The following is a 24,051-nucleotide window of genomic DNA, read 5'->3' on the forward strand; positions in this document are numbered from 1 at the left end:
GTCTGAGGAGGTATGATCCTAGTGGCTATTTATACTAAAGGCGGTGATAAGGGTAAGACAAGCCTGTTTGATGGATTGAGAGTTGAAAAAGATTCTGTTCGTGTCGCAACCTATGGAACGTTTGATGAATTGAATGCCAATATTAGTTTGGCAGATAAGTTTTGTAAAAGCGATAGGAATCAAAAAATTTTACATGCTGTCGAATATCGCATGTTTTACCTGCAAGGTGAAATTGCAACGCAGAATTCTGAGCAATTTTTAAAACAGAGTCAGTTCATAACTGATGATGATACGCATATGCTAGAATCGGTGATTGATAGCTATACTAAAGAATTGCCAGAGTTGCATAGCTTTATTTTACCAGGAACAAGTGTAGCTGGTGCTCAGCTTCATGTTTGTCGAACTATCTGTCGTCGGGCTGAACGTTCATTTGTGAAATTATCAAAAGGTGTTCAATTTCGTCCCGAGTTAGAGAGATATATTAATAGACTGTCAGACTTTTTGTATATTATGGCTCGCTCGGAAGACTATGAAGATTTGGTTGACCGTGTGACGAAGCAAGTCGTTGAGTTTTATTCAAGAGTTAAGGATGGCCATTAATATGAACGAAGAACAGTTGAAACATGTAGTTAAGAGCGTTATCGAAAAGCAGCAAACTAGTTACTTTTCTTTAGATAGAATGGAACGTGTCATTCATTCCGCTGTGCAAACCGCTAAGTCATTTGGTATTGGTGTCACAATAGTTATTATGCGTGAAGACCAAGTTGTTCAAATGAGTTATCACATGCCATCGGCAAACTTGGTTAGTAGTACATTGGCGCCAAAAAAGGCTTGGAGTGCTCTTGCAATGAAGCAACCGACCATTCAGTTGTCCAAGCTGGTGCAACCAGGTGCAGAATTATATCAAATTGAAACAATGATGGGTGGCCAATTAGCCACTTTTGGTGGGGGAATACCATTGGAAGTGGATGGTCATATTATCGGGGCCATTGGCGTTAGTGGTGGTGCTGTTGCAGAAGATCAGGCCATTTGTGAAGCGGCAGTTAATGCATTTATGAAAGAGAGTGATTAGACTTATGGATCAAGGAAAGATTGAATCGATTATTCGTAATGTGTTAGCACAAGAGGTTGGTGCTACCGAAAGCGTTAATCATGCTACTAATAGTATGCATAGAGACGAAATGTCGCCCTTATTAAAAGATGTGCGTGATTCTGTGCGAGCAAAGATCCAGGGGGAATCAGCTGATGTTGATAATTCTCCTTTGTTAGAAAATATCAAGCATGAGGTTGAAAAACTAGTCTAAGTCTGTGAGGGATGTTTTATGGGACGTAATATTGAGCGAACAATTCAAGAATATGTTCCCGGTAAACAAGTGACGTTAGCACACATCGTTGCGAACCCAACACCGGATATTTATGAAAAGCTAGGGATTCAAACGCCTAAAAATGCATTAGGAATTCTAACAATTACGCCCAGTGAAGCAGCGATAATTGCAGGCGACATTGCGACTAAGTCTAGTTCTGTTAAGTTGGGATTTATCGATCGTTTTAGTGGCTCCGTTGTAATTGTTGGCGAGGTATCTGAGGTTGAATCAGCCTTGAATGCAGTGATTGCTAAATTACATGATTTGTTAGGGTTTGACATTCCTAAGATTACAAGGACATAAGATTTAGGGCCACAGCGTTAGGCCGTGGCCCTTTTCTTGTTGCTTGGTGAAACAAAAGTCTTGCCTTGGAAATTATTTTGGAGGGGACAAATAATGGTTAAGGAAATCAGACTAAAACATGGTTTTAATTGCCGTGATTTAGGTGGTTATAACGCTCTTGGTGGTGCCTCAATTAAGTATGGAAAATTAGTCCGTTCTGGTTACTTAACCGAATTAAATGCCGTAGATCAGAAAGAACTCTATGATTATGGTATAAGAACGGTGATTGATCTGAGGTCTCCACGAGAAGTAACGCTTTATCCTGACCAATTGGATTGTCGGATTGTGTATTTGAAAATTCCACTCTCAAGACAAAACTTAACGGATGGTGAAACCAAATTCAGTGAGCTGAAAGGGCCGTTGGCTGAACGGTTAACTGGTTTTAGACAGATGATGAAGGGGTATCAAAAGCTAATTTGTAGTGGTGAGGCGCAACACGCGTATCGTCAATTCTTCGATGCTTTACTTGAGTCTCCGGCTGGTGGTGTACTATTTCATTGTTCTACTGGGAAAGATAGAACGGGAATCATTACCATATTACTTTTAAAGTTATTAGATATACCAATAAACGTAATTAAGCAGGATTATTTGTTAAGCAATTATTTTTTATCACGAAGGATTAATGAACGGCTAGTTGAAGCTAGAATGATTAATACACAAGATGCTTTTTTACAAAGTATATTTGACGTTTCGAGTGTGCGAGAAGATTATTTTAATCAGGTGCTCATGCAAATTAAGCAAGACTATGGTGGTTTTGATCATTACTTTCATAATCAATTAAATCTTCATGATGAGGAAGTTCAGTTATTTAAGGATCGATTCTTGGCGTAGCCGATACAAGACGGGAAGTGTTTGATTATGGCTAATATTGGAGTGCTCGTGGGAAGCCTTAGCACCCGTTCATATAGTCAAAGAATTGTCAATTACTTGGAAAGGTCACAGTCGTTTCTAAATCTGGTTCAACTGAATTTTGATATTTTACCACTTTATAATCCAGATTTAGAGCAAGTTCCTGTAGTAGAATGGCAGGTCTTCAGAAACGTTGTGGATCAAATGGATGCGTTGCTCATCGTGACACCAGAATATAATTTTTCAATTCCTGGGGGATTGAAAAATGCTATTGATGTATTATCCGTACCATTGCCACAGGCGCATATTGAAAAGAAACCAATTTTAGTTATAACTGATTCGTCAGGTGAGCGTGGAGGCGTTGTTGCCAATACCCATATTCAGCAACTTCTGCGATATGCTGGAGCAAATGTGATGAATGAGTTGATTGCGATTGGTAAGGTACAGGACATTTTTGACCATAATGGTGAATTACAAGATTCACAGGTAGCTACAATGTTGGATAGTGCAGTTAAAAATTTTGCTGATTTTGCAGAAACTTAAATGTAGGATAATATTTAGATGTAAAGGTGAGTGATGAAATGAGTCAGTCGCAACTTGATTTAATAGTTAGGGCCAATAAGCAGATTAATCAACTTGCAAAGATTGTAAACGGCAATAAAGCAGTTCGGCAAGTTCAAAAAGGTGAAGAGCTACGAGTGGGTATTGATCTTGGAACGTCAAGTATCGTACTTATAGTGCTGGATGGAAAGAATCACGTCCTCTATGGAAATTTTGAATATGATCATGCAGTTAGAGATGGGCTAGTAGTGAATTTTATAGATTCAGTCCGAATTCTAACCAAGTTGAAGGATCGGGCAGAAGATGTTTTAGGAACTCGATTGACCACGGCTTGTGGAGCGATCCCACCTGGAACAGGTGCAGGTAGTGCAAAAATTGTAAGCAATGTTATCGAGTCAGCTGGCTTTGTTTGCAGATCAGTAATTGATGAGCCAACAGCTGCTGCGTATTTTCTTCAAGTTCAGAACGGAACAGTAGTTGATATCGGTGGAGGAACCACAGGTGTCAGCGTATTTAAAAATCAGAAATTAGTACAAGTGAGTGACGAGGCTACAGGTGGATTTCATATGTCATTGGTACTAGCAGGGCATTATCATTGGGATATGGAGACTGCAGAAAAGGCAAAGCGAAATGCTGCTCAGGAAAATGATGTATTTGCGGTTATTAGACCTGTGGTTGAGAAAATGGCAGCGATTACTAGATCAATTACTACGGATAAAATTCAAGAACCCGTTATTGTAGTTGGCGGGGCTATCAATTTCAAAAAATTCATTGATACGTTTAGTTCTGCTTTAGGCGTACAGGCGTATAAACCAGATTATCCGCAGTTTGTGACACCAATCGGTATCGCTATGCAAGATCATGAATAAAATAACTGAAAATATGAGTTTTTATTTGCGGTTTTATTTTAGCTATTTTAATTTGGCATTGAAAGGTACACTGATTTGTTTAAATAATTGAATACTATTTTGCTAAAAGCATATCGTGAAAATATGAGGATCCAGCAGGTGAAGGAGATTTGAGAATGCGGCGATCAATGTTTATTGGGGCGATTGGATGTGGAAAAACGACCTTGCTGCAACGGTTAAAGGGGATGGCTATCCACTATAATAAGACACAATCCATTGAGTTCTATCAGAATATTATCGATACGCCGGGTGAGTATATAGAGCATCGGCGTATGTATACAAGCTTGGCAACAACAGCAATGGATGTTGACTTAGTTGTGATACTCCAAAGCGCAATAGATAAGCGACTTGTTTTCCCGGAAGCCTTTAGTACAATGTTTAGTAAGCCAGTGATAGGTGTTGTAACAAAAATTGATGTGGCTAATCATGACGACATCAATTTGGCCAGAGAACAGCTTGAGCGGGCAGGTGCCAAACAGATATTTGAAGTGTCAGCCCTATATGGGGATAATACTGAGGATCTCCAACTGCTTTTAAATGACTGATATATATTGGTAATACTTCAAATGTGAAGCTAGAGTTGAGGGAATAGATCTGAATATTTTTGACTCATCTTTCGGTTTCTTAAAGTTATCGCGCAAGAGTTTGGGAAGTTTTAGACCCAGACTCTTTTTATCTTATCCAAAGTTAGCTAAACTAGGGAGTATCAACAATTTACGATACAGGAGGTCCAGCCATGACGAAATACCGGTGGCAAGCCAGTGCCCTAGTGCTGGTGACGTTTATGTTGGGGTGTAATGAATTTATGGTAGTGGGTGTGATTTCAGATATCGCGCGCTCACTGCGAGTGACGGTGGCGACGGTGGGGTATTTGGTAACCATCTTTGCGATTGTTTATGCGATTAGCACACCGCTGATCACGATTTTGGCCAATCGTTTTAGTCGTTACAAGACGCTAATGGTCTTACTGCTCATCTTTTTGATTGGCAATACCTGGAGTGGGTTTGCCACGAGTTATGGGTGGTTTCTGGTATCACGAATGATGACGGCTGCGGTTGCCGGGGCCATCGAGTCGTTGGTTATTCTGTTTGCCAACGACATTGCTCCTCGCCACAAGCGGGCGATGTTGATCTCTTGGATTGCGGCCGGCTTTAGCATCGCTTCGGTCGTCGGCGTGCCAGTGGGGACGGCCATCAGTACGGCGACCAGTTGGCACGTGGCCTTTCACCTGATCTCCGTACTCAGTCTATTGACTTGTATCGTGATGGCGCTGCTATTGCCGCGGCATTTACCGCAGACGCCCGGGGGCATCAAGGACCAACTGGTGTTGCTGACGGATAAGCGCGTCTACTTGGGCGCAGTGTTGATTCTCTTTTCCGCGGCGGCCCTATACGCCTACTATACGTACATTCGGCCGTTGTTGACTACCGGACTAGGCTTTAGCACCACCGCGTTGAACTGGTTACTGTTTGTGTTGGGAATCATGAGTATCCTGGGCAATCGGTTATCCGGGACAGTGGCGGAACGGAACGGGTTGAAGACCATGCCGCGGTTTTACGTCGTCGATATGCTCTTATTGCTACTGTTGCCAGTGGCTATGAAAAATCCCATCACCGGGTTCGGCGTCTTTTTGGTGCTGATGCTGATTATCTCAGTGGTCAACTCACCGATTCAGCTCCATTTCTTAGACGTCGCCGAGGCGGACTATCCGCAGGCAACCTTGCTGGCCTCGTCGTTAAACGCCATCTTCTTCAACATTGGCATTTCGATCGGGTCCGCCACGGCATCCCTCGTGTTGACGCACGGCGGGCTTAACCGATTAGGTCTGGGCGGGGCTGCGTTTGCCGGGCTGTCGCTAGTAGTGGCCGTCTGGTTGAACCACGTGGTTGCTCGGCACCGGGCGACCAGTGCGACCGTACGCTAAATTTACGAGTCATTTCGTACCCGGTTTAGTGCGAAACCAGGTAATCTATAACTAATCTACGAAAAACAGAGGAAAACAGTTATGAACAAGTATCGTTGGCAAGCCATCGTGTTTGTCCTAGTGGCGTTTATGTTAGGGTGCAATGAATTTATCGTCGTCGGAGTCTTGTCTGATATCGCCCAAGAATTTCGGATCCCCGTGGCAACGGTCGGGTATCTGGTGACCATCTTTGCCACGGTCTATGCCGTTAGCACGCCGTTTATCACGATTTTGACCAACCGGTTCAGTCGGTATAAAACGCTGATGACCCTGATGGGCATCTTCCTGGTTGGCAACACGCTCAGTGGGTTGGCCATGAGCTTTCCAATCTTGCTGGTCTCGCGGATCATCACGGCTGTGGTCGCTGGCGCCATTATCTCGTTGATCATGACCTTTGCCAGTACCATTGCCCCACGGGAGAAGCGGGCCGGCTTGGTGTCTTGGATTTTTGCCGGATTCAGCATCGCCTCCGTCTTCGGGGTGCCGATTGGGACGGCCATCAGTACCAGTTACAGCTGGCACGACGCCTTTTACCTGATCTCCGTCATCAGTGCCATCACGTGTGTCTTACTGGGTTGGTTGCTGCCGCGTCAGGTCGAACAGGTGCAGGGGAGCGTGAAAAACCAGTTGGTCTTGTTGAAGGACCGGCGCGTTATCGTGGGCATTGCCCTGGTGCTATTTACCGCGGCCACTATGTATGCGTACTACACCTACATTCGACCGCTGCTGACCACCGCCCTGGGCTTTAGCACGACCAGTTTAAATTGGCTGCTGTTCCTGATTGGGATCATGAGCATCTTGAGCAATCGGTTCTCGGGGATGCTGGCCGAACGCAGCGGGCTACGGGTCATGCCGCGGTTTTACATTGCCGACGTCATCTTACTGGCCTTGCTGCCGTGGGGCCTCTCCAGCAAGGTGCTTGGATTGGCGATGCTACTGGTCTTGAGCCTGATTGTGACCATCTTAAACTCACCAATTCAGATTCATTTTCTAAATATTGCCGAGGCGGACTATCCGCAATCCACGGTCTTGGCCTCGTCGCTGAACTCGATTTTCTTTAACTTTGGGATCTCTCTGGGGTCCGCGACGGCTTCAGGGATGTTGGGAACGGTCGGCCTCAAGCACATTAGCTGGGGAGCCGCCGGATATGCGGCCATCTCGCTGGTCTTGGCTATCGGTTTGAACCGGGTGATCAAACACCATCGGCAGACAGCATAATTCACATCTCGAATCGGTTGCGGTAAGCTGGGACTATCAGCTGTTAAGCTCGAGGAGGCTTTCTAATGACAACAATTCCAAACGTGACCTTAAATGATGGTTACCAAATGCCAGCCATCGGTCTGGGTACTTTTCAGGTCCGGGGCGGCCAAGGCGTCAATCAGATCCTAGCGGCCATTCACGATGGCTACCGCAGCCTGGACACGGCGACCAACTATGACAATGAAGGCGCCGTGGGTGAAGCGATTCGGCGTTCGGGGATTCCCCGTGCCGAGTTCTTTGTGACGTCCAAACTGCCGGGAAAGTACCATCAATACGCCGATGCGACCATGGCGATTCAAGAATCGCTTTACCGCCTGGGACTGGACTACCTGGATCTCTACTTGATTCACTGGCCATTGCCCAAGCGGGACCACTACGTCGAAGCCTGGCAGGCCATGATCGACGCCCGGCAACGGGGATTGATCCGCTCGATTGGCGTGTCGAATTTTGAACCGGCGCATTTAGACCGGCTCATCAACGAAACCGGCGTGACGCCAGCGGTCAATCAAATCGAAATCCATCCCTACTGGGTCCAAAAAGCCATGGTCGCCGCTGACCAACAACGCGGCATTGTGACTTCAGCTTGGAGCCCACTGGGACGCGGTAGTGCCGCACTCCAAGAACCATTGATTCAACAGTTGGCTCAGAAATACGACAAAAATGTCGGTCAGATCATCTTACGCTGGCACGTTCAGCGCGGCATCGTGCCGATTCCCAAGGCCCGCAATCTGAACCATCAACGCACCAATTTGTCACTCTTTGATTTTGCACTGACGCCGGATGAGGTGGCCGCCATCGATGGCTTGAATCGGCCCGATGGTCGGTTGGAAGGCCAAGACCCCAACACCTATGAAGAATTTGATTAACTGGCACTGGGAGTAAATCACTCGTTGACTTATTCTATTGAACGCGTAATCGTAATGATTGCGCGTTTTTTGTCGGCTAAATGGCGGTATACCGGCATTAGTGGATGATTGTTTGGCGGGTTAGTCAACCAAACAACGCTTAAACTTGTGGGTTGGGTGAATAATTGACGAAAATGACTGCCGGTGAATTGAAACACTACCTCCTTCCCGCTAAAGGCGCCTATAGTGATTACAGGGTGTGAGATAGACAGGAACATTTAGTTAGAATTTTGGATTGGGGGAGGATTACAGATGCGAAGGAAAATCTATCGGGCATTCATTGGCCTGGTCGTGACTGTGGCCGTCTTCCTGTTTGGGGGATTTCTCTGCAACAACGTCACGGCCCACGCTTCAGCGGTCTCAACTTCTGGCCTTCAGGCAGGCGACGCTACCATCACGGATGTGAACGGTAACGCCATTGCCAACGGTACGCCATTGGACAAATGGACGAGCTATTCCGTGCATTATGACTGGGCAATTCCGGATGGCGAGCCAATTGCGACTGGCGATACGGCCACGGTTCAGTTGCCAACGGGTGCCGTGGCGGAACACGATACCACGGTGTCAATTCTCGATGACACGGGTCGTGAAGTTGGAATCTTTACCATCGAGGCCGGTGCGACGACCGGGAGTATCATGTTCAACGACGCGTTTGCCTCAGTTGGGACGAACCGCCGCGGGACACTGCAGTTCTATGTCAAAGGTACGACCATTACGGCCGGTTCCGGCGATGACTGGGGATTAAACAAGATCGGCTGGATCAGTGAGAAGAATCCGGACGGCTCGCCAGCCAAGTTGACCTGGAATATCGCCTTTAACCCGACTGGCCAAGACGTCGGCCATGCAGTGGTCACGGATACGTTAGGCGCTAATCAGGAGTACATTCCGGGGTCCGTCGTTGCGCAAACGGGGGAATACGTTACTAAGAGTGACTTTGTGGCCAGCGGCACGACCACGCCAACCGTCAGCCAGGATGGTAACACATTAACGTTTACCTTTGACAATGTCACCACGGCCATCAACATGACTTACCAAACGCGACCGACGACGCTGGACAACGGCGGTAGTTGGACCAACCAAGCCACATGGGACGGTAAGACGGTCGGCTCACAGATTGCTTGGGGTGGCAGCGGTAGCGGTGCTGGCGACAGCGCGACTGGTGAAGTCATCTTGAACAAGCAGGCGCTGAGTAATGAGGAAATGTTGGCTGGTGCGGTCTATCGGTTACAAAAGGCCGATGGGACCGTTGTTGCCAGTGATTTGGTCACCGATGAAGACGGCCAGATCATTTACCAGAACTTACCCGTTGGTGACTATGAATTTGTAGAAACGACGCCACCAGCTGGGTTTGAGCTTGATGATACGCCGTTACCATTCACCATTGTGGCCGGCCAAACGACTCCCGTTGAAGTCTTTGCGACTGACAAACGGGAAAATAGCGAGGCCCCTGGCGAAGATGGTGGCGGTACCGAGACACCAGGTACACCGGGTGGCGGTGGCACTGGTACTGAGACGCCAGGTACGACGCCTGAAAATCCTGGTACCACGACGCCACCAACCACGCCAAGTGAACCGCAGACACCTGAGGAGCCCCAGAAGCCTGAGGTGCCGCAAAAGCCTGAAGTGCCCCAGAAACCCGAGGTACCGCAAAAGCCTGAAGTACCGCAGAAACCTGAAGTACCACAGAAACCAACGGTACCACAACAGCCACAGAAGCCAACGGTGACGCAGCCACAAAAGCCGCAAAAACCAACGGTGACGCAACCGCAACAGCCGACGACCCAGCAGCCGGGACAATCGGGTTCTGCGACTGAGCCCGCGGGCAGTGCGGCTGGTTCGAGTGTTGCTGTCGGCGGAAGTGCAGCAACCTCAGCTGGTAGTGCTAGTGGCCAAGGAACCGCTGGTGTCGGCGGTCAGTCGTCAAGCCAAGCGCAAGGCCAGACGACTACCGGAACCGCGTCATCAGCAAGTGCGCAGCGGCTTCCCCAAACCGGAGAACAACACCATCCCGTTGTTTTCTGGATTGGCCTTAGCTTGTTGCTGATCAGTGGATTCGGTTATCTGACCGTTCGTCGTCATGATTAGGGTGGAGAAAGGCGTCATCTGGTATTGCCAGGTGGCGTCTTTTTTATAAATACATTTATAATGGGATTAACTATCCTTGGTGATGATTATATGCTATGATAGTCAGCGAAGCAAGGAAAATCTTTCGCTGGTCGTCAATTGCGTCTCCCACGATTGATGCCAGGTCACTCCCCGTTTATTTTGCCGGCCATTCACGGTATAATAACTCCAAGACGCTAAAAGGGGAGTTACACTATGGTAAAACGACGGACATTATCGCGGGAACAGGTATTGGATCAGGCCAACGACATCATTGCTACCGAGGGCTTGAGCCAACTGACGATTCGGGCTTTGGCCAACCGGCTCGACGTGCGACCGCAATCTGTGTATAACTATGTGGATAGTTTAAACGACTTGCTGGATCAGGTCGGGTTGACCTTTGTCAATGAGCTGGCGGATCGCTTGATGCGGCGACTGGTGGGGGTCGCCGGCAAGGAAGCACTGTGGATTTTTGCCCATGAGTTTCGGGCAGGATGCCTGCAACAACAGCACTTGGCACCATTATTGTTAAATCCCAACGATTTGCAGCAATTGACCGCCACGCATCAGGCCCTGGTCGACTTGTACCAACAAATGTTCAAGAGCCTCCATTTAGATGAAGCGGATAACTCGGCGCTAGTGGAATCGTCCCTCTACCGCTCGGCGTTATTTGGTTTCATTGTCCAGGAGATTGGCGGCTTCTTACGCCTGTCGCCCCGTAAAATTGACCAGCGCTTCGATCAAACGATGCAGCTGGCTATCGACCAATTCACGACGATCAATTAATTTACTGAAGGTTGAAAGATGGAATTAGCTGGAACTACTGTTAGCATGCGACTTCTGACGTTAAAAATAGTCGTTTACAGCCTCACAAGGCGAACTGGGCGCCTACCGTTCGCCAAATATGGGTTGGAACGCTGGGGCGCGAGGACGTGCCGAGCCAAAAGGCGGTCTCGACGCCTCGCTTTGAGCCGAAAAACACGTCTCAAAGACGCCAGTTGCCTAAGCGGCATGAACCGTGCCACTAAGGCAACTCCCACGGCTGAACCCATATTTGGCGAACTTTCAGCTACGGTAGTGCGTAACAATAACAGTCGCTTTAACCCCAGGTAGTAGTTATATTGACAACTAGTCTTTCACTAACACAGTGTTGCTGATAGACGTCAACCTTGCCGGAGGCAGCTAGGGATGGCCCCATCTGGGTCGGCGGTGTTGGCTGAGGTTTTTCTCAGCCTACAGCGCGGGACGACTTGAGAGACTGGCTGGTTTTGCCAGGCTTTCAAGCGAGGCGGAAGACCGCCCCTCAGGCTGGAGCCGTTCCCCAGAGCAGTCGGAACCCTGGCTGACGCAGGCGTCTGGTTTCACCAAATTTAGGTGTCAGAATACTGTCATTGCAGCAGTCAGCGCGTTAATTTCACTTTCAACCTTCAGTTAATTTAAAAAATAGTGTCAAAACCCCTTGCCTTAGAGTGCACTTGAAGGTGTTTACTGGTCTTGTTAGCAAGTTAAGGAGGCACAACATGGCAGAGAAACGTTACCGCATTGGCGAGTTCGCCAAGCTGGTGGGCCTGTCAGCGTATACGTTACGGTATTACGAGGATCAAGGCCTGATTTTGCCCCAGCGTGACGACAACGGCGTGCGGTTTTACACGACGCATGACATCCGCTGGGTCGGATTTATCCTTCATTTGAAGGGAACCGGCATGCGGCTAAATGATCTGAAACGCTACGTCCGGCTACGGGCCGCGGGTGACAGCACCATCCCCGAACGCCGGGCGATGCTTCAGCAGGTCAAGGATGATGCCGAAGCCGACATCGCCGAACTGCAGATGCATTTAAAGGTCTTGAGCCACAAGATCGACTGGTACGACGGCAAAGTTGACCAGACAATTGCGGATTCTGAGAGCTTTCATGACTACTTGCAAAAATTTCAAGATAGGGGCTAAAGCAAATGGCAAAAAATGAAAATGTTAAAGACGGCGTGATTTTTCCCGTCGGTGACAAGAACGTGGCGTATCAAGACGTCTTCACCGGCCAAAGTTACCTCCAAGGGTTAGTTAACGATCCCGATGTCAGTGTGGGCGTTGGCAATGTGACCTTTGAACCCGGTTGCCGGAACAACTGGCACATCCATCACAACGGCTTTCAAATCCTGCTGGTCACCGGTGGCGAAGGCTGGTACCAAGAAGACGGCCAGCCCGCTCGGCGGTTACATCCCGGCGACGTTGTCGTCACCAAGGATGGCGTTAAGCACTGGCACGGTGCCACCAAGGATAGCTGGTTCAGCCACGTGGCCATCACCGCGGGCACACCAGAATGGTTGGAACCAGTTGATGACGCGCATTACGATACGTTGGATTAGGGGGTAAAACTTATGGCAAAAAAACAAACTGCTGGTCGCGACAACTTAGGTGATTTTGCACCAAAGTTCGCGGAACTCAATGATGACGTGTTATTCGGCCAAGTGTGGTCACGTGAAGAACAATTGTCCGCGCACCAACGCAGCCTGATCACCATTTCTGCGCTGATCTCCGCCGGTAACTTTGAACAATTACCAGCTCACCTAAAGATTGGCAAGGGCAATGGTATCACCAAGGATGAAATCGCCGAGGTCATCACCCATCTGTCATTTTACGTGGGTTGGCCTAAGGCGTGGTCTGCATTTAACATCGCCAAGGAAATCTTCACGGATTAATGGCTAGCAAATCAAATCAGACATTCACGAGCCTGGGACCAAACCTTCCAGGCTTTTTACATAGCCGAAACGTGCGTCCAAAGGCAGTCGGTTCCGCTTAAACCTGAAAACCCAGCAATCCAAGATCGGGATTATTTGGTCTTCGGCCTTCATGCTCGCCGACTAACCACCTTTTGACCCACTCTTTTTCTATGACGCGGTATAATAAACCTATAAAGCAGAAAGGAGTTCACACCATGAAATTACATAAGATGATCACTGGTCTCGCCGTGCTGTGCGGCTTGACGGTCGGGGGCGTCGCCTTGACCCAACAACCCGTGACGGCCCACGCTGCGTCGGCCACGACGTTGTATAAGCAGTGGCAAAAGGCCTACGTGGGCGGCAAGACGCAAAAATACGTCAAGTCCAACAACGGCCAGGGCGCCACGACGGCCTTGTCGGAAGGCCAGGGTTACGGCATGTTAGCCGCGGTATTGGCTGCCAAGAAGGGGGTCAACACCCACGCCACGTTTAATCAGTTCTACAAGTATTACCGCGCACACCGGGTCTCGACGAAGACGCCGTTGATGCAGTGGCAACAGACCAAGCGGGGCAACAAGATGACCAGTACCGGCCAGCAGAAGAATTCCGCGACCGATGGTGATTTGGACATTGCTTACGCACTGATTCTCGCCGACAAGAAGTGGGGCAGTAAAAAGGTCAATTACAAGGCCGCGGCCAAGAAACTGATCAAGGCCATCAAGCAAAAGGAAATCAATCCGACGACATCGCTGCCAACCATGGGCAACTGGGCGACGAGCGCTTATGATCGCAGCAAGTTGCGAACGGCGGATCTAATGACGGGGTACTTCAAGACATTTGCAAAATACACCCACGACAGCTCTTGGAACAAGGTTGCCAAACGCAGTCAAAGCGCCGTCAAGAAGCTGAGTGCCCGCCACAAGACGGGATTGTTCCCCGACTTCATTTTTGTGACTGGCAAGAGCCTCAAGCTCAAGGCCGTGCAGCCGTATGCTATCGAATCCGGGACGGACAACCAAGTCGGTTACAACGCCTGCCGGGTACCGTGGCGGTTAGCCCAGACTTATAAGTTAAAACATGACAGTGTGACCAAAAAGGCGCTGAACAAGCAGTTGAAGTTCTACAACCGCAAGTCAAAGATCACTGCGGTCTACACGTTGGGTGGCAAGGCCGTCAACAGTTACGAAAACACGGCCTTCACCGCGCCCGTCAACTACGCGGCCCGGGTAATGAAGCGCACGGCCTTGAAAAAGAAGACGGCTAAGCAGCTACCGAAGTCAATTGAAAAGAAGAACTATTTCTCAGCGACCTTGCAAGTGGTTACGGCGTTGAGTTAACAGAAAAAATGCGTTTGGGACGAGTGCCCAAGCGCATTTTTTAAATGACCGAAAGTAATAATTGCAAGTTAAACACCGTGATGACCGCCGTTAATCCATAACCCAAAATGGCGGTGAAGCGGCGATTGACGTGGTTGCCCAGCAAGGATGGTTGATCCGTCAAATGGATCAGGGGGAAGAGCGTAAACGGCAGGGCGATGCTCAAGACCACCTGTGCGTAAACAATCAGGGCCTCGAAGGTGTGGTCGTTAAAGCCCACCGCTACCCCAATCAAGATGATGGGCACCAAGGTCACGAACCGTGTCAACAGGCGCCGTTGCCAGAGCGGCAAGCGGATGTGGATATAGCCTTCCATCACGATTTGCCCGGACAAGGTGCTGGTGATTGACGAGATCAGTCCGGTGATCAACAAAGCGACCGCAAACAACCAGCTCATCACCGGACTGGCCAGTGCGCCCACAACGGCGCTATTTTTAAGGCCCAAATAGACGGCCTGCAGACTGGAGAGTTGACCAGTCTGGCCGAAGAACAGGGTGCCGCCCAGAATCAAGAGCAGCGCATTGATCAGCAGCGCCGCCAGCAAGTGCACGGTGGAATCCCAGCGGGCAAAGCGTAAAGCCTCGGTAACCTGCGCAGGGTCATGTTCGTCGTAGCGGCGACTTTGCGCCAGCGCCGAGTGGAGATACAGGTTGTGGGGCATGATGGTCGCCCCGATGATGCCGACGCTCAAGATCAACTTTTCATGGTTGGTCAGTAGACTCAACGAAGGCACCAATCCCCGAGCGATGGCACTGGGGACGGGCTGGGCGCGCCAGACCTCGATGGCAAAGATGAGGCCAACGGTCAAAATGGCGACCAGCACGATGAATTCGATCCGCCGAATCCCAAAGCGAAGGAACAACAGGACGATCAACACGTCAGCCACGGTCAATAGAATGCCGTAGACTAGCGGTAAGTCAAAGAGTAATTTCAACGCGATGGCCGTCCCCACCACGCCGGTCAGGTCAGTGGCCATCATCGCCACTTCGTTGAGCAACCATAAGGTGATCCGCACGGGTGCGGGGACCTGGGCCGCAATGGCTTGGGCCAGGTCTTGGCGCGCGACCACGCCGAGTTTGATGGCCAGGTCCTGCATGAACATGGCGACCAGAATCGCCAGCACCAGGACTGCCAGCAGTTGATAACGGTACTGGCTGCCCCCGGCCAGCGACGTCAGCCAGTTGCCGGGATCCATGTAGCCAATCGCGACCAGGGCGCCCGGTCCACTGTAGGCCAAGAACTTTTGAAAAAAGGAGGTCTCATAGACACTAGGCACCGGCACGCTACGGTTGACCTCGTCTAGGCTGGGACGCGTGGGTTCAGGCATGCGCATCACCCGCCTTGGCGAGCTGTTGTTGCGCCAGGTCGGCCAGAAAGCGGCCAAAGCGCGGATCGTCGTTCATGGGCGGGACGAGTTGGAAATTGTCGCCGCCGCTGGCCTTGAATGTTTGGTAATTTTGCACGTAGTCTTCCTCCAAGGTCTCCAGACAGTCGACGACAAAGGACGGCGTGACGATCAAGACGTTGCGTTTGCCCAGCTCAACGAGTTGCATCAGGGTGTTTTTGAGATACGGTTTTTGCCAAGGCATGGGGCCAAATTTGGACTGGTAAACGGTCTGGACCTTATCAGCGGGGAGGTCTGGCAGCCGATCCAAGACGCCTTGCGTGGTAGCCTGACACTCCGTCGGGTAAGGGTCACCGTGGCGAACCATGGCGCTGGGGATGCTGTGGTAGCTAAACAAGACGGCGTCGAAATCGGCCTGTTGGTAAGCCTGCCAAACCTGATCGGCCAAGAGGTCCAGGTAGGCCGGCTGATCGTAAAAGTGGCGCACCGGCGTCACGGCAACACCGGTATCTTGGGCCTGCTGGAAGATGCCCCCGTGCGTACTTTGCGTGTACTGCGGAAAGAGCGGCAGTAAAACGATGTGGTCACAGGTCTGCGCCAGCTGGGTCAGCGTCGGTCCAATTGCCGGTTGCCCGTAAGTCATGGCGTAGGCCACGTGCCAGTCGGGCAGTAGCGCCTGCACCTGCTCGGCCATCCGCTGGGTATACACGACGAGCGGCGAGCCCTCCTGGGTCCAAATGTGTTGGTAAAACGTCGCCGAACGCCAGGAACGCGTGGGTAAGATGATGCCGCGCAACAGCGGTTGCCACAGGGCAGGCGGCATTTCGATCACGTGGCGATCACTGAGAAATTGTTGTAAGTATTGATGGACGTCCGCCGTTGTAGGTGAGGCGGGCGAGCCGAGATTGACTAAGAGTAAGCCATTCATGAAAATCCCCCCAAGGGTTTATGTTTAAACTAATCTTAGCATAAATGAACCGCTTACAGCGTTGCCGGACGGCGATTTTTCGGGAAATCGGTGAAAACAAAAAAGGAACCACAATCCCAGATTGCAGTCCCTAATCAGATGAGAATTTTGTTTAGTAAGTCGTGACAAACGCCTTGTTAGCCGTGACGTACTTGCCGTTGTTCAATTGGAACCGGTAAGCGCCCTTGCTATTCTTGGTGATTGCCTTGACAGCGACCTTCTTACCAGCTGTCAACTTGGTGCTGCGTTGACCCTTGGTAAATAACGTACTGTTGTATTCGTAAACGTTCTTGTCGATCTTGATGCCCGTCACGTTCTTAACGCTCTTGTAGTAGCTCGCGGTGCTGTGGGCAGAAGTGCCGGCGAACCAACTCTTAACGACGGAATTGTTTTGAATCTTGTTCAAGTCGACGTTGCCGCTGATTCCGGAAACGCGACCGGTACTGGTATATTGCCACAAGTCGATGGACGTTCCAGTGACCTTAGGCTTCGTGGAGCTGTATTTGGCGATCCAAGAACCGTCAAACTTGGAGAAGTCCAGCTTATGCGCGTTGGCGTAGTATTCACCAGCATACATGATCAGCGGCTTGTCCGTCAGACTCCGCATGGTCTTTAACCAAGCATTGACGTAGGTTTGTTCAGACTTCTTGGCACTTGGCATCCGCTTTTCTTCATCTAAAACGAAGAACTTGGTGTGCGCGTTACTGCGCTTGTAGAAATCCTTGGCTTCTTGCTGGGCATCCTTCACACTCGTGAATTCGGCGAACATGTATTGGCCAAATGGCACGCCAGCCTTGTAAGCGCCGTTTGCGTTGACGTTACGCTTGCTGTCGACCATGTAACCCGCGTCGCCCTTACTCCCGTGTTGGACCCGGATAATGGCGTACTTTAAGTCCTTGGACGCCTTGGTCCAGTTGATATTTCCTTGATATTGAGAAACATCCGCAACTTTACTGCCGGCTGCTTGTGCCGTGGTCGTGCTCAACCCAATACCTACGGCTAAGATCGCAGCTGCAGCGGCCAACCCGGCCCCTAATTTACGAAACTTAATTTGCATGAATGATATCCTCCTCAGTCTTTGGGTCCATTGTACACGGTCTGACTTGCGAGGAGGTTACGGACAATTTACAATTGATTACAGTTCGATTGCAGAAAAAAGTTGCCCACCAAAAAATAATGGGCAACTTTTTACGGAGTTGATCAGTGAACGGCCACATAAATCTTCAGCGCTAATTTGGCGCGCTTGGTATCGGTCTTGGTCACTGGGGTGTATTTGGAAAGGCCAGCCTTGACCTTCTTGTAGCTGTAAACATTGGTGCTGCCGCTTTCAAAGTACATGAGATCTTTCTTGTTGGGGGAGTGGTTGAGCCCCATTACGTGGCCCAGTTCGTGGGCAATCGTGCTGGCATACTCGTACATCCGGCCTTCGTTAGCCAGCTTGGTTTTGACCAGTGTCACGTCTTTTTTCAAGACGGCGTATTCTGGCAGACTGGTTTCGATTTTGCTAGCTTCTTGGTTGAAGAGGCTTGAGTAACTGGTATCAGTGGTGCTAATGCCCTCCGCTGCAAGATTTGCCTTGGCCTTGGTTTCAATCTCACCAGAATACTGCTTGTAAAAGGCGTCATTCAGCTGATTGGTCATGGCAATGCCGATATTTTGCTTTTCGGCCGTGTAAAAGGATTGCCGAATCTGTAACTGCTTCTTAGCGGGCGTCCACCAGGCATCGCTTTGATCGCTCTTCGTGGGGGTCGACTTGGAAACTGAGAACGTCAGGTTGTGCTTTTTCTTGGAACCGAGGGTAAATTCCTTCTTACCAAGCTTCTTGTTCCAGTAGGCCATCGCGGTGGTGACACTCTTCTTGAGCGTCTTGTCTTTGGTTTTGACGTACACCGCGGTCTTCCCGTTTTTCTTCAGGGCGGTCTGGGCATCATAAGCCAACTTGTATTTCTTCCCCAAAGTCTTGGCGTGCTTTTGGTAATAGCCCTTAGACTTCTTCAACAATGCACTAGACGGGGTTACGCTGGCGGCCGAAGCCGTGACGGTACTGGTGGTGACGACGGGCGTCACGATTAGGGCTGCCGCAACGGCCGTAATCAGTGAGCGCGCCTTGAGATGGTGTGTTCTACGCATAGTGATAACCTCCTCTAATCCCCAAAACATATCGTGTTTACAATAGCATAGGCCATTCGGGGCAAAGGGTCAAGCAAAATTAATTACTGAATCATCAGAGGAGTTAACCCATCAAAACGGCATTGGTGACGTTTTCATGAAATAATAAATCGAACATTTGTTTGGCTTTCAAATCAGAATCTGGTATAGTGAATTTAACGGAAAAATGGGAGGAATCGTCATGGTTAAACGATGTGATTGGGCTACAGGCTCGCCGGTAATGGAACGGTATCACGATGAGGAATGGTGTCGCCCGCAACACGACTTGCAAAAGCTCTTTGAAATGCTGTGTTTGGAGACTTATCAAGCTGGCTTGAGTTGGCAAACAGTCCTTAATAAACGCGCAGCCTTTCGTCGGGACTTTGACGATTTCGACATCGCCAAGGTCGCCGCCATGACGCCCGCAGACATCGACCGCTTGTTGACGGATACAGCTATCATTCGCAACCGCCGCAAGCTAGAGGCCACGGTCAACAACGCGCAGGTCTTGGCCAATTGGCCAGCAGGACCGGACTTTGCGACCTGGTTGTGGGCCTTTGTGGGCGGCCAACCGATTCGGCATGCCGTCCAATCGACCGACCAGATCCCGGCCACGACAGATCTGGCGCAGCACATCTCTCGAGAAATGAAGAAACGCGGGTTCAAGTTTGTGGGGCCAACTACAATTTATGCCTTCTTGCAAGGGGCGGGATTGGTAAACGACCACGTGCTTAGTTGTGATTGGGCACCGGAGAACAAGTAGAAAGAAGGAAACGACTATGCGCTTTTTACATACAGCGGATTGGCATATTGGCAAGAAGCTTCACGGCTACGACTTGATTCCGGAACAAGAAGAGGCGTTTCGTCAGATTGAAGCCATTGCCCAAGAAGAGCACGTGGATGCAATCGTGATTGCGGGGGACCTCTACGACCGCGCTTTGCCCAGCGAGCCGGCCGTGACGGCACTTACGCAGATGTTAGTGACCTTAAACCGGCAGGATAAATTCCCGTTGCTGGCCATCAGTGGCAACCATGACTCTGGTGTGCGATTGGGTTACGGCGCGGAGTGGTTTTCGAGCACCGATTTTTTCTTGCGCACCAAATTGGCGGACGCCTTAACGCCCGTGACCTTAGGAGACACGCAATTTTTCCTCTTGCCGTATTTTGAGCCAATCGCGGCGCGGCAGTTCTTTGACGACGACCAAATCAGAACGGTCAACCAAGCCATGGAACGGCTGGTGGCTGCGATGCAGGAGAAGTTTGCGCCAGATAAGCACCACGTTTTGATCGCGCATTTCTTCGCGGCAGGCAGCCAACACACGGATTCGGAGACACAGGTCCAGGTGGGGGGACTCAATGCCGTACCGGTCGACCTGTTGGCGCCATTTGATTACGTGGCGTTGGGGCATCTGCACCGTAAGGAAGCTTTGCAAAATGAACCCACGGTCAAGTACAGTGGCTCGCCGTTGAAGTTTTCGACCAGTGAGGCGGCCGACACTAAGGGCGTGTGGATCGTGGATACCGACACGACGCCGGTCACGGTGACCTTTAAACCGTTGCGGCCGTGGCATAATCTGGTGGTCTTGGAAGACAGCTTTGAACATCTGCTGGACTCCAACCACATTTATCCGGTGACACCGGCAGACTTCATTGCCGTGAATCTGACGGATACCACGCCGATCACCAACGTCATGCAGCGGCTCAAGACCCGTTTTCCGCGGGTCATCGAATTGAATCGGGTCAATCAGTTGGACGTCACGCCCGACACCCTAGATGTGCAGCAGGTGCAACAGGATCCGGTCACGCTCTTACAAGATTTCTTTGCCCAGGTCACGCAGCATCCCCTGAGTGACCAACAACTCATGTGGGCCAAGCAAGCCTTGCAGCGCGCGGAAAAGGAGGAAAATCAATGAGTCCAGTAACCTTACATCTTGAATATTTTGGTCCTTACCGCGATGAGACCATTGACTTCACCAAGTTTGCCGCCACCCCGCTGTTTCTGATCAGCGGCAAGACCGGGAGTGGCAAGACCACCATCTTTGACGGCATGTGCTATGCACTGTTCAACCAGACCTCGGGCGTGGACCGTGAAGCCAAGTCGATGCGCTCGGATTTTGCCACGATGACCGACACCACGCGGGTAACGTTTACCTTTACCCATCGCGACCGCCGCTACAAAATCGTGCGTGAACCCAGTCAGATCTTAGCCAAGAAACGCGGTACCGGGGTCCACGAAGCGACAGCCAGTGTGACGCTTACGGTATTTGCCGGCGAAGACGAAGTGACGCAATTGACCAAGGAGGGCCAAGTCCGCGACTACTTACAAGAGCTCTTACAGATGGACGGCAAACAGTTCGCCCAGATCGTCTTGTTGCCTCAGGGTCAGTTCCGGAAGTTTTTGATTGCGCCTAGTGAGGACAAGGCCGCGGTGTTAGAGCAATTGTTCAACACCACGATTTTTGCCCGGTGGACGGATCAGTTGAAACGACAATTGAAACAAAACGAGGCGGCTAACCGCCAAACGGCCGCGACCCAAGACCGGTTGCTGGACGAATTGAAATGGACGTCGGTTAATCAGGAGCGTGCGCAGACGTTGTTGGCCAATCATCAGACGCCAGACTTGCTAACGTTAATGGCCAGTCAGCAGGCCACGACGCAACAGGATGTGGCCGCCGTGCAGGCGACTCTCCAGGCGGCCGATCACCGGCACAGTGAGTTGGTTCGCCAAGATGAGCAAGAACGGCTATTTCTTCAGGACCAACAGCAATTAGCTCAGCAACGCACGGCTCAAAAAGCCCTAACGGCGCAGCAACCGGCGATGGACCAACTCCAGCAACGCATTGCCGAACTGGAATGGACCCAGCAACTACAACCGCAATGGCAGCAACGGACCCGGGCCACTCAGACCGTCGCTCAACGTCAACAGCAATACCAGCAGGCTCAACAAGCGCTCAGCCAAGCGCAAGCGCAATTGGCTGCGGCGCAAGCAGATCTGAAGAGCCAACAACCACTGGTAGCAAAGTTGAAACAGGCCAACACGACCTTGGCGCAGCAACAGGCGCTGGTGCCAGTCTATCAGCGGGTGACTGAACTGAAGCAGGCCAACCAACAAGCCCAAACGGCCGTTGAACAGGCAACTCGGTCAGTGACCAGTAGTCAGACCGCAGTGACCGCGAACCAAGCGGCTCAGAAAAAGCACCAACAGGTGATCGACCGGCAAACCGAGATCTACGCGACGCAGAGTGCCCTGACCAAACGCCAGGCGACCCTAGAGCAGCAACAGCAACAACTGACGACGTTACAGGAAACGACTCGTAAGCAAGCCGACCTGGAACAACGCCAGCAAGACTTAACGGCGCAAGCGACTGCCGCAACCGCCACGGCGACCCAGCAACGCGCCTTGGCCGAGGCGAAGAACCAAGAATTTCTGCGCCACCAAATCGTGTTGTTAAGTGCCCAGCTGACCGAGGGGAGTCCCTGTCCCGTCTGTGGCTCGGTGCACCACCCACACCCGGCACCGACGACCGGAGTCACGGCCATTTCCGAAGATGAGGTCAAGCACCTTGCGTTAGAAGCCCAGCAACGAGAACAACAGGCAACGCAGCTGACCACGGAACTTAAATCGGCCCAGCAACGGCTGGTTGAGCAACAAGCGGTCGTTCAAAAGGGGCTGACCACGCTGCGCCAGACGATGGCCCAACCCGAGACCGCAGCCTTGGCCCAACTGGCGAGTGCCTATCAGGACGCTGTCACGGCTTACCAAGCAGACGTTGCCCAGAATCGCCAACAATTGACCGACCTCCAGGCGGCGCAAGCGGCGCTCACGGAACTGCAGACCACGGCTCAGACGTTAACGGAACAACTGACGGCAGCGACCACGGCGGTCAAGGATCGCCAGGCCACGGCCGATAAATTGGCGACGGAACTGGCCACGGAGACCAAACGACTGCCGGTTGATGCCCCGACGGTCGCTGACTTCGATCGACAGTTAACGACCTTGACCCAGCAAATTAAGCAGGATCAACAGACCTGGGACGATGCCAACGCGGCGGTCCAACAGGCCAAGCAGCAGGTGGAAGTGCGCCAGGCTCAGGTGACCCAGGCGCACCAAGAATTTGACACCAGCCAAGCCGACCTCGCGACGGCACAAGCGGCGGTGCATGAACAATTAGTAGCCCAGTTCCAAGCCGCTGGCGACGATCAAGAAGCCCTGGTCACGGCCGCAGTTGCCGAGTTGCCAACGTTAGCGACCAAGCGGCAAACGTTGCAGGATTTCCAGCAACAACAAGCTCAACTGGCCACGTCGATTGCCACGCTGGTCAAACGTACGCAGGGGAAACCTACGCCGCAACGTGAACAAACCCAGGCCCAATTAGTGGCCGCCAAGGCGCAAGTGACCGACTTGCAAGAACAGCAACGGCAATTACAGAATCTGGCAGACTATAACGCCGAACGGGTGACCCAGTTAAAGCAGTTGATTGCGAACCAAGCGGCCACCCTGAAGCAGACTCAGGAACTCACCGAGTTAAGCGGGGTAGTCAACGGGGATGGCCCGAATAGCAAGCTGGGGCTGGAACGCTACGTGCTGCAAACTTATTTGCGCCAGATCCTGACGGTGGGTAATCATCGCTTGAAACAGCTGACTAACGGTCGTTACCAGTTTGTCATCGATGAGGCACAGGCCAATTCCAAGAAACGCTCTGGCTTAGAGATCAACGTCTACGATGACCATGTGGGTGAACAGCGCTCCGTTCACACGTTGTCCGGTGGGGAAAGCTTCATCGCCTCGTTAGCCCTGGCGTTAGCGTTAGGTGAGGTGATCCAACAGACCACCGGGAGTGTTGACGTGGATGCGCTCTTCATTGACGAAGGCTTTGGCTCTCTGGACGAGGATGCCTTGATGACGGCGCTAGAATCGCTGGAGACCATCGAAGGCAAGCACCGGATGATTGGTATTATTAGCCATGTCAGTGAACTGCGGGACCAGGTGGAGAACCAACTTCAAGTCGTCGCCAATGGCAACGGTGAAAGTACGATTCGTTACCACGCCGCCGAATGAGGGCAAAGATTTTGGCCAAAATAAAGAGGCTGGAGTGGTCGGTCCCAGTCTCAATGCGAAAGGCGTGTCAATACGAACGACGCTGGCTAGCGGAAAGGTTGGTGTCACGAACTGAACCACCTTTTCCTTGGGGGTCACGGACAAGCTGCTGTTTGGGCACCCTGGAAAAACTAGTCACCGATGGG

At 51.0% G+C, this 24,051-nt stretch carries 24 protein-coding genes; 20 read left to right on the forward strand and 4 right to left on the reverse strand.

Translation table 11 applies throughout. The annotated features are described in order from the left end of the window. Nucleotides 1-21: 21 nt before the first annotated feature. The 17 genes from LKH74_RS04725 (at nucleotide 22) to LKH74_RS04805 (ending at nucleotide 14,308) form a co-directional block, all read left to right on the forward strand. Nucleotides 22-600 carry a cob(I)yrinic acid a,c-diamide adenosyltransferase gene (locus tag LKH74_RS04725; protein ID WP_287788438.1) on the forward strand — a complete coding sequence of 193 codons (579 nt, stop codon included), beginning with the start codon at nucleotides 22-24 and terminating at the stop codon, nucleotides 598-600. Nucleotide 601: 1 nt separating this feature from the next. Next, nucleotides 602-1,072: a GlcG/HbpS family heme-binding protein gene (locus tag LKH74_RS04730; protein WP_135366923.1), complete on the forward strand. Its 471-nt coding sequence runs from the start codon at nucleotides 602-604 to the stop codon at nucleotides 1,070-1,072. 4 nt (nucleotides 1,073-1,076) lie between these two features. Continuing rightward, nucleotides 1,077-1,304, forward strand: a complete 228-nt coding sequence (locus LKH74_RS04735) for a hypothetical protein (RefSeq protein WP_135366922.1) — start codon at nucleotides 1,077-1,079, stop codon at nucleotides 1,302-1,304. 18 nt (nucleotides 1,305-1,322) lie between these two features. After that, nucleotides 1,323-1,667, forward strand: coding sequence for a BMC domain-containing protein (locus tag LKH74_RS04740; protein WP_287788439.1), 345 nt, complete (start codon nucleotides 1,323-1,325; stop codon nucleotides 1,665-1,667). A 93-nt stretch (nucleotides 1,668-1,760) separates the two neighbouring features. After that, nucleotides 1,761-2,537: a tyrosine-protein phosphatase gene (locus LKH74_RS04745; protein ID WP_287788440.1), complete on the forward strand. Its 777-nt coding sequence runs from the start codon at nucleotides 1,761-1,763 to the stop codon at nucleotides 2,535-2,537. Nucleotides 2,538-2,564: 27 nt separating this feature from the next. Next, complete coding sequence (locus tag LKH74_RS04750) at nucleotides 2,565-3,098, forward strand: NADPH-dependent FMN reductase (RefSeq protein WP_135366919.1); 534 nt, start codon at nucleotides 2,565-2,567, stop codon at nucleotides 3,096-3,098. A gap of 38 nt (nucleotides 3,099-3,136) precedes the next feature. Further along, nucleotides 3,137-3,985, forward strand: coding sequence for an ethanolamine utilization protein EutJ (gene eutJ / locus LKH74_RS04755; RefSeq protein WP_135366918.1), 849 nt, complete (start codon nucleotides 3,137-3,139; stop codon nucleotides 3,983-3,985). A 155-nt stretch (nucleotides 3,986-4,140) separates the two neighbouring features. Further along, complete coding sequence (locus tag LKH74_RS04760) at nucleotides 4,141-4,569, forward strand: EutP/PduV family microcompartment system protein (RefSeq protein ID WP_135366917.1); 429 nt, start codon at nucleotides 4,141-4,143, stop codon at nucleotides 4,567-4,569. Nucleotides 4,570-4,760: 191 nt separating this feature from the next. Then, nucleotides 4,761-5,948, forward strand: coding sequence for an MFS transporter (locus tag LKH74_RS04765; protein ID WP_287788441.1), 1,188 nt, complete (start codon nucleotides 4,761-4,763; stop codon nucleotides 5,946-5,948). Between the two features lie 81 nt (nucleotides 5,949-6,029). After that, the gene (locus tag LKH74_RS04770) at nucleotides 6,030-7,205 is read left to right on the forward strand and encodes an MFS transporter (RefSeq protein ID WP_287788443.1); all 1,176 of its coding nucleotides are present in this window, start codon (nucleotides 6,030-6,032) and stop codon (nucleotides 7,203-7,205) included. Nucleotides 7,206-7,270: 65 nt separating this feature from the next. Further along, the gene (locus tag LKH74_RS04775; RefSeq protein ID WP_287788445.1) at nucleotides 7,271-8,113 is read left to right on the forward strand and encodes an aldo/keto reductase; all 843 of its coding nucleotides are present in this window, start codon (nucleotides 7,271-7,273) and stop codon (nucleotides 8,111-8,113) included. 291 nt (nucleotides 8,114-8,404) lie between these two features. Beyond that, nucleotides 8,405-10,237, forward strand: a complete 1,833-nt coding sequence (locus LKH74_RS04780) for a SpaA isopeptide-forming pilin-related protein (RefSeq protein ID WP_287788447.1) — start codon at nucleotides 8,405-8,407, stop codon at nucleotides 10,235-10,237. Between the two features lie 234 nt (nucleotides 10,238-10,471). Next, nucleotides 10,472-11,041 (forward strand): TetR/AcrR family transcriptional regulator, encoded by a 570-nt coding sequence (locus LKH74_RS04785; RefSeq protein WP_135366912.1) that lies wholly within the window; start codon nucleotides 10,472-10,474, stop codon nucleotides 11,039-11,041. 734 nt (nucleotides 11,042-11,775) lie between these two features. Next, nucleotides 11,776-12,201 carry a MerR family transcriptional regulator gene (locus tag LKH74_RS04790; RefSeq protein WP_135366911.1) on the forward strand — a complete coding sequence of 142 codons (426 nt, stop codon included), beginning with the start codon at nucleotides 11,776-11,778 and terminating at the stop codon, nucleotides 12,199-12,201. A gap of 5 nt (nucleotides 12,202-12,206) precedes the next feature. Next, nucleotides 12,207-12,617: a cupin domain-containing protein gene (locus LKH74_RS04795; protein ID WP_287788450.1), complete on the forward strand. Its 411-nt coding sequence runs from the start codon at nucleotides 12,207-12,209 to the stop codon at nucleotides 12,615-12,617. A 12-nt stretch (nucleotides 12,618-12,629) separates the two neighbouring features. Beyond that, on the forward strand, nucleotides 12,630-12,950 hold the full coding sequence (locus LKH74_RS04800; RefSeq protein WP_125580805.1) for a carboxymuconolactone decarboxylase family protein: 321 nt from the start codon (nucleotides 12,630-12,632) through the stop codon (nucleotides 12,948-12,950). A 236-nt stretch (nucleotides 12,951-13,186) separates the two neighbouring features. Next, on the forward strand, nucleotides 13,187-14,308 hold the full coding sequence (locus LKH74_RS04805; RefSeq protein WP_287788452.1) for a glycosyl hydrolase family 8: 1,122 nt from the start codon (nucleotides 13,187-13,189) through the stop codon (nucleotides 14,306-14,308). A 40-nt stretch (nucleotides 14,309-14,348) separates the two neighbouring features. Here LKH74_RS04805 and LKH74_RS04810 read toward each other — a convergent pair whose 3' ends face one another. The 4 genes from LKH74_RS04810 to LKH74_RS04825 form a co-directional block, all read right to left on the reverse strand. Further along, nucleotides 14,349-15,674, reverse strand: coding sequence for an Nramp family divalent metal transporter (locus LKH74_RS04810; protein WP_287788454.1), 1,326 nt, complete (start codon nucleotides 15,672-15,674; stop codon nucleotides 14,349-14,351). Next, nucleotides 15,667-16,620, reverse strand: a complete 954-nt coding sequence (gene hemH / locus LKH74_RS04815; RefSeq protein ID WP_287788456.1) for a ferrochelatase — start codon at nucleotides 16,618-16,620, stop codon at nucleotides 15,667-15,669. The genes LKH74_RS04810 and hemH overlap by 8 nt, the downstream gene beginning before the upstream one ends. Nucleotides 16,621-16,771: 151 nt before the next feature. Next, nucleotides 16,772-17,716 carry a GH25 family lysozyme gene (locus LKH74_RS04820; protein WP_287788457.1) on the reverse strand — a complete coding sequence of 315 codons (945 nt, stop codon included), beginning with the start codon at nucleotides 17,714-17,716 and terminating at the stop codon, nucleotides 16,772-16,774. A 143-nt stretch (nucleotides 17,717-17,859) separates the two neighbouring features. Next, a complete protein-coding gene (locus tag LKH74_RS04825) occupies nucleotides 17,860-18,789 on the reverse strand; it encodes a matrixin family metalloprotease (RefSeq protein WP_287788458.1) in 930 nt (309 codons plus the stop codon). Between the two features lie 220 nt (nucleotides 18,790-19,009). Between LKH74_RS04825 and LKH74_RS04830 the strand changes: the two genes are divergently transcribed. The 3 genes from LKH74_RS04830 to LKH74_RS04840 are packed head-to-tail and all read left to right on the forward strand — an operon-like array spanning nucleotide 19,010 to nucleotide 23,866. After that, the gene (locus LKH74_RS04830) at nucleotides 19,010-19,570 is read left to right on the forward strand and encodes a DNA-3-methyladenine glycosylase I (protein WP_287788460.1); all 561 of its coding nucleotides are present in this window, start codon (nucleotides 19,010-19,012) and stop codon (nucleotides 19,568-19,570) included. Between the two features lie 16 nt (nucleotides 19,571-19,586). Next, nucleotides 19,587-20,720: an exonuclease SbcCD subunit D gene (locus tag LKH74_RS04835; protein WP_287788462.1), complete on the forward strand. Its 1,134-nt coding sequence runs from the start codon at nucleotides 19,587-19,589 to the stop codon at nucleotides 20,718-20,720. After that, nucleotides 20,717-23,866, forward strand: a complete 3,150-nt coding sequence (locus LKH74_RS04840) for an AAA family ATPase (RefSeq protein ID WP_287788463.1) — start codon at nucleotides 20,717-20,719, stop codon at nucleotides 23,864-23,866. Before LKH74_RS04835 ends, LKH74_RS04840 begins: the two co-directional genes overlap by 4 nt. Nucleotides 23,867-24,051 lie beyond the last annotated feature (185 nt).

It is taken from the genome of Levilactobacillus sp., assembly GCF_022646225.1.
GTDB classification, from domain to species: Bacteria; Bacillota; Bacilli; order Lactobacillales; family Lactobacillaceae; genus Levilactobacillus; species Levilactobacillus suantsaiihabitans.

Excerpts from the sequence above, each read along its gene's own strand:
- LKH74_RS04730 (WP_135366923.1), top strand. The coding sequence starts at position 602 with ATGAACGAAGAACAGTTGAAACATGTAGTTAAGAGCGTTATCGAAAAG.
- LKH74_RS04735 (WP_135366922.1), top strand. The coding sequence starts at position 1,077 with ATGGATCAAGGAAAGATTGAATCGATTATTCGTAATGTGTTAGCACAA.
- LKH74_RS04740 (WP_287788439.1), top strand. The coding sequence starts at position 1,323 with ATGGGACGTAATATTGAGCGAACAATTCAAGAATATGTTCCCGGTAAA.
- LKH74_RS04745 (WP_287788440.1), top strand. The coding sequence starts at position 1,761 with ATGGTTAAGGAAATCAGACTAAAACATGGTTTTAATTGCCGTGATTTA.
- LKH74_RS04750 (WP_135366919.1), top strand. The coding sequence starts at position 2,565 with ATGGCTAATATTGGAGTGCTCGTGGGAAGCCTTAGCACCCGTTCATAT.
- eutJ (WP_135366918.1), top strand. The coding sequence starts at position 3,137 with ATGAGTCAGTCGCAACTTGATTTAATAGTTAGGGCCAATAAGCAGATT.
- LKH74_RS04760 (WP_135366917.1), top strand. The coding sequence starts at position 4,141 with ATGCGGCGATCAATGTTTATTGGGGCGATTGGATGTGGAAAAACGACC.
- LKH74_RS04765 (WP_287788441.1), top strand. The coding sequence starts at position 4,761 with ATGACGAAATACCGGTGGCAAGCCAGTGCCCTAGTGCTGGTGACGTTT.
- LKH74_RS04770 (WP_287788443.1), top strand. The coding sequence starts at position 6,030 with ATGAACAAGTATCGTTGGCAAGCCATCGTGTTTGTCCTAGTGGCGTTT.
- LKH74_RS04775 (WP_287788445.1), top strand. The coding sequence starts at position 7,271 with ATGACAACAATTCCAAACGTGACCTTAAATGATGGTTACCAAATGCCA.
- LKH74_RS04780 (WP_287788447.1), top strand. The coding sequence starts at position 8,405 with ATGCGAAGGAAAATCTATCGGGCATTCATTGGCCTGGTCGTGACTGTG.
- LKH74_RS04785 (WP_135366912.1), top strand. The coding sequence starts at position 10,472 with ATGGTAAAACGACGGACATTATCGCGGGAACAGGTATTGGATCAGGCC.
- LKH74_RS04790 (WP_135366911.1), top strand. The coding sequence starts at position 11,776 with ATGGCAGAGAAACGTTACCGCATTGGCGAGTTCGCCAAGCTGGTGGGC.
- LKH74_RS04795 (WP_287788450.1), top strand. The coding sequence starts at position 12,207 with ATGGCAAAAAATGAAAATGTTAAAGACGGCGTGATTTTTCCCGTCGGT.
- LKH74_RS04800 (WP_125580805.1), top strand. The coding sequence starts at position 12,630 with ATGGCAAAAAAACAAACTGCTGGTCGCGACAACTTAGGTGATTTTGCA.
- LKH74_RS04805 (WP_287788452.1), top strand. The coding sequence starts at position 13,187 with ATGAAATTACATAAGATGATCACTGGTCTCGCCGTGCTGTGCGGCTTG.
- LKH74_RS04810 (WP_287788454.1), bottom strand. The coding sequence starts at position 15,674 with ATGCCTGAACCCACGCGTCCCAGCCTAGACGAGGTCAACCGTAGCGTG.
- hemH (WP_287788456.1), bottom strand. The coding sequence starts at position 16,620 with ATGAATGGCTTACTCTTAGTCAATCTCGGCTCGCCCGCCTCACCTACA.
- LKH74_RS04820 (WP_287788457.1), bottom strand. The coding sequence starts at position 17,716 with ATGCAAATTAAGTTTCGTAAATTAGGGGCCGGGTTGGCCGCTGCAGCT.
- LKH74_RS04825 (WP_287788458.1), bottom strand. The coding sequence starts at position 18,789 with ATGCGTAGAACACACCATCTCAAGGCGCGCTCACTGATTACGGCCGTT.
- LKH74_RS04830 (WP_287788460.1), top strand. The coding sequence starts at position 19,010 with ATGGTTAAACGATGTGATTGGGCTACAGGCTCGCCGGTAATGGAACGG.
- LKH74_RS04835 (WP_287788462.1), top strand. The coding sequence starts at position 19,587 with ATGCGCTTTTTACATACAGCGGATTGGCATATTGGCAAGAAGCTTCAC.
- LKH74_RS04840 (WP_287788463.1), top strand. The coding sequence starts at position 20,717 with ATGAGTCCAGTAACCTTACATCTTGAATATTTTGGTCCTTACCGCGAT.